Consider the following 5111-nt stretch of genomic DNA (forward strand, 5'->3'; position numbering starts at 1 on the left):
CGTCGCTCGCGCCGGTGACGACGGCGAGGACGACGACGACATGACCTTCGAAGAGAAGCTCATCGACAATCTGATGTCGGGCATCGGCGCCAAGAGCATGGAGAAGAAGGGTATCGAATACCGCGAGCGGTCGCCGCTGGTGGTGCCGCCCAAGCTCGACCTGCCGCCGCCCGCCGGCGTTGAAGCCAAGAACGCGCCGAACTGGCCGAAGGACCCTGACGAGAGACGCCGCAAGAAGGCCATCGCGCAGCGGAAGAAGGCCGTCAAGGCCACGGAGAGCTGGCAGGCAGGCCGGGCGTTGTCGCCCGCCGAGATGGAGGTCGGCAGGACAGCCGCACCCGAGCGCACGAGCAATGATCCTATTCAGCCGGGCACCAACGGCAATCCGTCGCTCAGCCCGGCCCAGCTCGGTTTCTCCGGCGGTCTGTGGGGCATGATGTCGAACAACAAAGGCGAGGCCAAGCAATTCACGACCGAGCCGCCGCGCCAGTCGCTGGTCGAGCCGCCGCCGGGCTACCAGACACCGTCACCGAGCTATGCCTATGGCGCCGGAGAGGACAAGACCCGGCGGACCTATTTCGACATCATGTCCGGCAAGGACAAGGAACAATAGCGCTCCTGTCCCTTCGCGATATCGCGACAGACGCGGTCCCGCGCCGGCGGCTCGTGCGCGCCGGACGCGGTCTTTAATTGCTGATCAGTAACTTGCGCCCGAGTTGAGTTCTCTGCTTCGTGACGCGAAGCGTTTGCCGCACGGTGTACCATGCCGTGCCTCCGAGCCGGACATCCGGACTCGGCCTTTCATAAGGATCATGATGTCCTCTTACCGATCGGCTGCCCGCCTCCTTGCCGCGCTGCTTTCGACGAGTGTCCTCACGGCCGGCGCATCCCTTGCGCAGACCACGGTGACATCGGCTCCGCCCGCCAGCTTCACGCTTGGAAACGGCATGCAGGTCGTGGTGATTCCCGACCACCGCACGCCCGTCGTCACGGAAATGATCTGGTACAAGGTCGGCTCGGCGGACGAGACGCCCGGCAAGTCCGGGCTCGCGCACTTCCTCGAGCACCTGATGTTCAAGGGCACATCGAAGCATGCGGTCGGCGAATTCTCCCAGACCGTGCTCCGCGTCGGCGGCAACGAGAACGCCTCGACTTCGGTCGACTACACCAACTACTACCAGCGCGTGCCGCGCGAGCAGTTGCCGACCATGATGGAATTCGAGGCCGACCGCATGACCGGCCTGATCCTCAAGGACGAGAACGTGTTGCCCGAGCGTGACGTCGTGCTCGAAGAATACAACATGCGCGTCGCCAACAATCCGGACGCGCGGCTGAACGAGCAGATCATGGCCGCGCTCTATCTCAACCATCCCTACGGCCGGCCGGTGATCGGCTGGCACCAGGAGATCGAGAAGCTCGATCGCGAGGATGCGCTCGCCTTCTACCGCCGCTTCTATGCGCCGAACAACGCGATCCTGGTGATCGCCGGCGACGTCGAGCCCGCCGACATCCGCCCGCTGGTCGAGCGCAATTTCGGCGCCATCCCGGCGCAGCCCGCGATCCCGGCGCGCCGCGTCCGCCCGCAGGAGCCGGAACCCGCGGCGCCGCGCACCGTGACCCTGGCCGATCCGCGCGTCGAGCAACCCGGCCTGCGACGCTATTACCTAGTGCCCTCGGCGACCACGGCTGCGGCCGGCGAAAGCGCGGCCCTCGACGTGCTGGCGCAGCTGATGGGCAGCGGCAGCAATTCCTATCTCTACCGCGCGCTCGTGGTGGACAAGCCGCTCGCGGTCTCCGCCAGCGCCAGCTATTCGAGCATCTCGCTCGACCCGACCCAGTTCGCGATCTCGGCTTCGCCCAAATCCGGGGTCAGCTTCGCCGAGGTCGAGCAGGTGGTCGACGGCGTCATTGCCGACATCGCGCAGAATCCGATCCGCGCCGAGGATCTCGAGCGGGTCAAGACCCAGCTCATCGCCGAGGCGATCTACGCCCAGGACAACCAGGCGGTGCTGGCGCGCTGGTATGGCGGCGCACTGACCACGGGCCTGTCGATCGAGGACATCCGGAGCTGGCCAGATCGCATCCGCGCCGTCACCGCCGAGCAGGTCCGCACCGTCGCGCAGAAATGGCTCGAGAAGAAGCGCTCGGTGACGGGCTATCTGATCAAAGACACCGCGACCACCAAGCGCGAGGAGAAGCGTTCGTGACCTATCCCTTCCTTCGACGCGTTGCATTCTCCTTTGCCACCGGCGCGGCACTCGCGCTCGCTACCGTCTCGCCGTCACAGGCGGCGGCGAAGATCCAGCATTTGACCTCGCCGGGCGGCATCGAGGCCTGGTTCGTGCAGGATGCGACCGTGCCGCTGATCGCCATGGAATATTCCTTTGCCGGCGGTTCGGCCCAGGATCCCAAGGACAAATCGGGCGTCGCCAATCTGGTCGGCGATCTCCTCGACGAAGGCTCCGGCGATCTCGATTCCAAGACCTTCCATGAGCGGCTCGATCGCCGTGCCATCGAGCTCTCTTTCAGCGCCACCCGCGACACGTTCCGCGGCAGCCTGCGCATGCTGCGCGACAACAAGGACGAGGCCTTCGACCTGCTGCGGAGCGCGCTGACCTCGCCGCATTTCGAAACTGCCGACGTCGAACGCATTCGCTCGCAGGTGATCTCGGGCCTGCGCCGCGAGACAACCAACCCGACCTCGCTCGCGAGCCGCAAATTCCTGGAGGTTGCCTTTGGCGATCATCCCTACAGTCGGCAGTCCAACGGCAACCTCGACAGCGTTCCGACCATTACGGTTGCCGACATGAAGGATTATGTCGGCCGCGTGCTCGCCAAGGACACGCTCAAGATCGCGGTGGTTGGCGACGTGGATCCCGATACGCTCGGCAAGCTGCTCGACCACACATTTGGTAGCCTGCCGGCCAAGGCCAATCTCGTGCCCGTCCCCGACGTCGAGGCCGCCAAGCCGCCGCAACGCGCCTTCGTGACGCTCGACGTGCCCCAGACCGTGATCACCTTCGGCGGTCCCGGGGTGAAGCGCAGCGATCCGAACTTCATGGCGGCCTATGTCGTCAACCACATCCTCGGCGGCGGCGGGTTGTCCTCGCGGCTCTATCGCGAGGTGCGCGAGAAGCGCGGGCTCGCCTATTCGGTGTTCGAATCACTGCTTTGGATGGAGCATTCGGCGGTTTTCATCGGCAATACCGGCACCCGCGCCGACCGTGCCGGCGACACCATCGATGCCATCGACAAGGAGGTGCGCCGGATCGCCGAGGAAGGCCCGACGCAGAAGGAGCTCGACGAGGCCAAATCCTACCTCAAGGGCTCGCAGATGCTGGCGCTCGACACCTCCTCGAAGCTCGCGCAGGCGCTGCTGCAATATCAGCAGGACGAGCTGCCGATCGACTATATCGAGAAGCGCAACGCCGTCGTGGATGCGGTCACCATGGACGACGCCAAGGCGGCCGCAAAGCGCCTCTGGGGCCAGGGCCTCCTGACCGTCGTCGTCGGCCGCGCTCCGCAGGCCGCGGCGCAACCGGCAGCCGCACCGGCGACGAAGTCGAACTGACGTCTTCCATACCCTTCTGAAATGGCCGGGCTCGCCCGGCCATTTGCATTTGGGGGCGCCATTGCCGAACTTGGGCGTCCGGGATATGTCCGGGCATCACGAATGGTGCCACCATGCTGCGGATATCCCGCGATCTTGTCATCGACGAGGACGACATCGAGATCGGCTTTGTCCGCGCCTCCGGCCCGGGCGGGCAGAACGTCAACAAGGTCGCGACCTCGGCGCAATTGCGCTTCGACACCCGGAAGCTGACGCTTCCGGAGGATGCCGCGTTGCGCCTCGCCCGGCTCGCAGGGCAGCGCATGACCAAGGACGGCGTCATCGTGATCCAGGCCCAACGCTTCCGCACCCAGGAGCGCAACCGCCAGGACGCCATCGACCGCCTTACGGAGATGCTCGGCGAAGCCATGATCCGGCCGAAGCCGCGGCGCGCGACAAAGCCGACCTTTGGCTCCAAGCAGCGCCGGCTCGAGGGCAAGAAACACCGCAGCGACATCAAGTCGAAGCGCGGGCGCGGTTTCGACGACTAGCAGAGACTGCAAAAGAACTCCGGCCGCAGGGCGACCGGAGTTCTGCCGTCTCACTCCATTGGCTAGTAGCGCTTGCCCGTGGCTGCACCGCCCGTCGCGGAATCGTCGGCGGTCCCTTTGTGTGCAGCACTGCCCGTGGTGCCAACCGTGCCCCTGGTGCCCTTCGTCGGCTTCATGCCCGTCGTCTCGCCCGCCGCGCCCGGCTGGGCGCTCATCTCCTCGTCGCCGCTGCCCATTGTGCTGCCTTGCATGGGTTTGCTTTGCACGGCGCCGCTAGGCCTCGCGCCAGACGACGTACCTTGCGCGAGAACCGGTGTCACAATGAGAGCCGAGACGGCGCATGCGATTGCGGAGGTCTTCACCAACTTCATCCATTTCTCCTGGATTTTCGCGATGATCGGTTCGGCGGCTTGATGCGCCGTCCGTCTGAGCCGAACCAGTCCATCGCGTTACGAGCTCGAACGGCGCGACCGCAATGCAACCTGTCTCGTGTGGTGATCGTTTAGGGATTTGACGGCGGTTTCGCGGAATTGTCCTCCGCATATACGGCAGCGCGGAACAACGCACCCGCGTGCACCTCCGCACGCAGCGAAACAGCCCGCTACTACCACCGCATGTTTTGCCGCGCCTAGAGTTTGCGCACGCTGAATTGACGTCGACGGGCGGACTTTTGACGATGCGCGCGATCGTGCTGGGATTGTGCACCGCGGTGGTGCTGGTGGTGCGGGTGGCCGAGGCGCAGATGCCCTTGCCGGCTGCAAAGCCGCCGGATGGCGCAACACTGTTCAAGCAGCAATGCGCGGTGTGCCACACCACGAACCTGTCAGAACCGGTGCGGCAGGGTCCGCCGCTGGTCGGGATCGTCGGGCGGCCCGCCGGCAAGGTCGAAGGCTTTCACTATTCAGAGCCCCTCGCAAAAGCAGCCTTCGCCTGGGACGAGACGAAGCTCGACGCATGGCTGACCAATCCGCAAGCCGTGATTCCCGGCGTGGTCATGGTCTACCGGCAGG

At 65.3% G+C, this 5111-nt stretch carries 6 protein-coding genes; 5 read left to right on the forward strand and 1 reads right to left on the reverse strand.

Going from position 1 to position 5111, the window contains the following annotated elements; translation table 11 throughout:
* The 4 genes from IVB32_RS07300 to arfB form a co-directional block, all read left to right on the forward strand.
* On the forward strand, nucleotides 1-613 hold a 613-nt coding region (locus IVB32_RS07300), incomplete at its 5' end, for a hypothetical protein (RefSeq protein ID WP_247410050.1).
* A 199-nt stretch (nucleotides 614-812) separates the two neighbouring features.
* Nucleotides 813-2207: a pitrilysin family protein gene (locus IVB32_RS07305; RefSeq protein WP_018453481.1), complete on the forward strand. Its 1395-nt coding sequence runs from the start codon at nucleotides 813-815 to the stop codon at nucleotides 2205-2207.
* Nucleotides 2204-3571: a pitrilysin family protein gene (locus IVB32_RS07310; protein WP_247369078.1), complete on the forward strand. Its 1368-nt coding sequence runs from the start codon at nucleotides 2204-2206 to the stop codon at nucleotides 3569-3571. The genes IVB32_RS07305 and IVB32_RS07310 overlap by 4 nt, the downstream gene beginning before the upstream one ends.
* 113 nt (nucleotides 3572-3684) lie before the next feature.
* On the forward strand, nucleotides 3685-4101 hold the full coding sequence (arfB, locus tag IVB32_RS07315) for an alternative ribosome rescue aminoacyl-tRNA hydrolase ArfB (protein WP_018453479.1): 417 nt from the start codon (nucleotides 3685-3687) through the stop codon (nucleotides 4099-4101).
* A gap of 62 nt (nucleotides 4102-4163) precedes the next feature.
* Here the strand turns inward: arfB and IVB32_RS07320 are convergent, their stop codons facing one another.
* Nucleotides 4164-4352: a hypothetical protein gene (locus tag IVB32_RS07320; protein WP_240544164.1), complete on the reverse strand. Its 189-nt coding sequence runs from the start codon at nucleotides 4350-4352 to the stop codon at nucleotides 4164-4166.
* A 425-nt stretch (nucleotides 4353-4777) separates the two neighbouring features.
* Here IVB32_RS07320 and IVB32_RS07325 point away from each other — a divergent pair.
* On the forward strand, nucleotides 4778-5111 hold a 334-nt coding region (locus IVB32_RS07325), incomplete at its 3' end, for a c-type cytochrome (protein ID WP_247410051.1).

It is taken from the genome of Bradyrhizobium sp. 23 (assembly GCF_023073295.1).
GTDB lineage: Bacteria > Pseudomonadota > Alphaproteobacteria > Rhizobiales > Xanthobacteraceae > Bradyrhizobium > Bradyrhizobium canariense_D.

Bases quoted from the DNA above. Each gene is read 5' to 3' on its own strand.
- IVB32_RS07320 (WP_240544164.1), bottom strand. From the start codon at position 4,352: ATGCAAGGCAGCACAATGGGCAGCGGCGACGAGGAGATGAGCGCCCAG.
- IVB32_RS07305 (WP_018453481.1), top strand. From the start codon at position 813: ATGATGTCCTCTTACCGATCGGCTGCCCGCCTCCTTGCCGCGCTGCTT.
- arfB (WP_018453479.1), top strand. From the start codon at position 3,685: ATGCTGCGGATATCCCGCGATCTTGTCATCGACGAGGACGACATCGAG.